Origin of the sequence: Enterobacter cloacae complex sp. ECC445 (assembly GCF_021892025.1) — a bacterium.
GTDB classification, from domain to species: Bacteria; Pseudomonadota; Gammaproteobacteria; order Enterobacterales; family Enterobacteriaceae; genus Enterobacter; species Enterobacter chengduensis.
Window position 1 is genome coordinate 1 of the sequence record NZ_JAKLRZ010000057.1, and the last position, 3,037, is coordinate 3,037.

The 3,037-nt window shown below is 62.2% G+C and carries 3 protein-coding genes; 1 reads left to right on the forward strand and 2 read right to left on the reverse strand.

Translation table 11 applies throughout. The annotated features are described in order from the left end of the window. Positions 1-84: 84 nt before the first annotated feature. Both L6R44_RS24785 and mtnA read right to left on the reverse strand, forming a co-directional pair. The gene (locus L6R44_RS24785; protein WP_237425697.1) at positions 85-555 is read right to left on the reverse strand and encodes an SRPBCC family protein; all 471 of its coding nucleotides are present in this window, start codon (positions 553-555) and stop codon (positions 85-87) included. A 42-nt stretch (positions 556-597) separates the two neighbouring features. Further along, complete coding sequence (gene mtnA, locus L6R44_RS24790) at positions 598-1,614, reverse strand: S-methyl-5-thioribose-1-phosphate isomerase (RefSeq protein ID WP_237425698.1); 1,017 nt, start codon at positions 1,612-1,614, stop codon at positions 598-600. A gap of 104 nt (positions 1,615-1,718) precedes the next feature. Between mtnA and mtnK the strand changes: the two genes are divergently transcribed. Continuing rightward, the gene (gene mtnK / locus L6R44_RS24795; protein ID WP_237425699.1) at positions 1,719-2,918 is read left to right on the forward strand and encodes an S-methyl-5-thioribose kinase; all 1,200 of its coding nucleotides are present in this window, start codon (positions 1,719-1,721) and stop codon (positions 2,916-2,918) included. The last annotated feature ends 119 nt before the right edge of the window (positions 2,919-3,037 follow it).

The window sequence follows — 3,037 nt, forward strand, 5'->3', positions numbered from 1 at the left end:
GTCAAACTCAGTGACAGTTTACCCGTCTGTTGACGGGTAACTGAAGTGACTTTAAACATACAAGGGCATCAGGCCGCTCGGGCTTCAACGCTCCAGTCCTTTCACATACTCCACCAGCTGATCCAGCACAATCCCCCACCCTTCGTGGAAGCCCATCTGCTCATGCTGCTTGCGGATTTCCTTCGTTGGGTGACGCGCTATAGCCGTGTAGCGGGTCTTGCCCTCACCCACATCTTCCAACAGCAGGATCGCCGTCATAAAAGGCTTCTCGGCCGGTTTCCAGCCTTCGGTATAGCCGTCGGTAAAGACCAGCTTTTTCCCCGGGTCGATTTCCAGGAAGACGCCCCGGTTATCCATCCGCTGCCCGTCCACCTCAAACACGGTGTTGAACCGCCCGCCCACGCGCAGATCGAGGTCGCATTCGGTCACCTTATGGGGAGCAGGAATGAAGAAGTTTTTGATGTGCTCTGGCGTGGTCCAGCAGAGCCACAGCATGTCGCGCGGTGCATCCACCACGCGCTCCAGCTTTAAGTCAGTTTCAGGATCGAGCGTCACGATGATGTCCTCTAAAGGGAAACCCTAAAAGGATAGCCCGGCTCAGGCAAATTTCCCTTCCGCGACCTCTTGCGGCGTGACCACGCCCGTATCCAGCACCCAGCCGCTAATCAGCGAGGCAGGCGTAACGTCAAACGCCGGGTTGTAGACCTGCGCGTCTTCCGGCGACCACTGCACCGCGCCAAAGCTCCCCGCGACGCCCGTCACCTCGCTGGCGGCGCGTTGCTCAATCGGGATCGCGTCACCGTTCGGGCAGTTCGGGTCGAGTGTCGTTTGCGGCGCGGCAACGTAGAACGGAATGCCGTGGAATTTCGCCAGCACCGCCAGAGAATAGGTGCCAATCTTGTTCGCCACGTCGCCGTTGGCCGCAATGCGGTCTGCGCCCACCCACACGGCGTCTACCTGCCCTTTCGCCATCAGGCTGGCGGCCATAGAATCGGTAATAAGCTGATACGGCACCCCCAGCTCGCCGAGCTCCCACGCCGTCAGCCTGCCGCCCTGTAAGAGCGGACGGGTTTCATCCACCCAGACGTTGCTCACGTTGCCTTCCTGATGCGCCCGGGTAATCACGCCTAGCGCGGTGCCGACGCCCGCCGTTGCCAGGCCGCCGGTGTTGCAGTGGGTCAGCAGGCGGCTGCCGGGCTTCACCAGCGCGCTGCCCGCTTTCGCAATCGCGTCACAGAGTCGTTTGTCTTCGTCAATAAGGCGCAGCGCCTCCGCCACCAGCGCCGAAACGAAATCTTCCTGCCAGAGCGCCAGCTTCATGCGGTCGAGGTTGTTCATCAGGTTCACCGCCGTCGGGCGAGACGCGCGCAGGGCTTCCAGCGCCACCGCCAGCGCGTCGCGGCTTTTGCCGTTTTCCGCCAGCAGGGCCAACAGCAGGCTTGCAGAGAGACCAATCAGCGGCGCGCCGCGCACCCGCAGAGCGTGGATATGCCCCACCAGCGCCTCCACCGTCGAGGCCTCCAGCCAGCGTTTCTCCTGCGGAAGCGCCTGCTGGTCGAGAATAAAGAGCTGATTATCCGCCACCCGCAGGCTGGTCGTCTGTAATGTCTGCATGTCGTTAATTCCCTGTTGCGTTGTTGTAGCACATTGTGTCAGGATGAAATCCAGATGTATAGACGTCTACATGTCTTTATTAGCAATCTCGTGAGGAGCAGGCCATGTCGCAATACCGTACCTTTACCGCTCAGGACGCCGTGGAGTATGCCAGGCAGTTTGGCGGCCTTGACGATCCGTTATCGCTGGTAGAGGCGCAGGAAGTAGGCGACGGCAACCTCAATCTGGTGTTCAAAATCTTCGACAGCGCGGGCGTGAGCCGCATCATCGTCAAGCAGGCGCTGCCCTACGTGCGCTGCGTCGGCGAGTCGTGGCCGCTGACGCTGGACCGCGCCCGTCTGGAGGCGCAAACCCTGGTCGAACACTACCGGCACAGCCCGCAGCACACCGTGAAAATCCACCACTTCGACCCGGAGCTGGCGGTGATGGTGATGGAAGATCTCTCCAGCCATCGCATCTGGCGCGGCGAGCTGATCAAAAATAATTACTACCCGCAGGCGGCGCGTCAGCTGGGTGAATACCTCGCGCACGCGCTGTTCCATACCAGCGACTTTTACCTGCACCCGCACGAGAAGAAAGCGCAGGTGGCGAAATTCATCAACCCGGAGATGTGCGAGATCACCGAAGATCTGTTCTTTAACGATCCGTATCAGATCCACGAACGCAACAGCTACCCGGTCGAGCTGGAAAGTGACGTCGCCGCCCTGCGCGATGACGCCCAGCTTAAGGTTGCCGTGGCCTCCCTGAAGCACCGCTTCTTCTCGCACGCCGAGGCGCTGCTGCACGGTGATATCCACAGCGGGTCGATTTTTGTGGCGGACGGCAGCCTGAAGGCCATCGACGCCGAGTTCGGCTATTTCGGGCCGATCGGCTTTGACGTCGGCACCGCCATCGGCAACCTGCTGCTCAACTTCTGCGGCCTGCCTGGGCATCTGGGCATTCGCGATGCCGCCGCCGCGCGCGAGCAGCGCCTGACCGATATTCAGGAACTCTGGAATACCTTCGCGGAGCGCTTCCAGGCGCTGGCCAATGAGAAAACGCGCGACGCCGCGCTCGGCGCGCCGGGCTACGCCTCCGCGTTCCTGAAAAAGGTCTGGCATGACGCCATTGGCTTCTGCGGCACCGAGCTCATTCGCCGCAGCGTCGGGCTTTCCCACGTGGCGGATATTGACACCATCCAGGATGACGCCATGCGCCACGAATGCCTGCGCCACGCGATTACGCTCGGCAAGGCGCTGATTCTCATTGCCGACCGCATCGACAGCGTGGAAGATCTGGTGGCGCGCGTTCGGCAGTACAGCTGAGAACATTTGCCCGGTGGCGGCGGGGGGGGGGGGGGGGGGGGGCGGGGGGGGGGGGGGTAGGGGGCCGGGGGGCGCCCCCGCCCCCGCCCCCCCCCCCCCCCCCCCCCCCCCAAACAGAA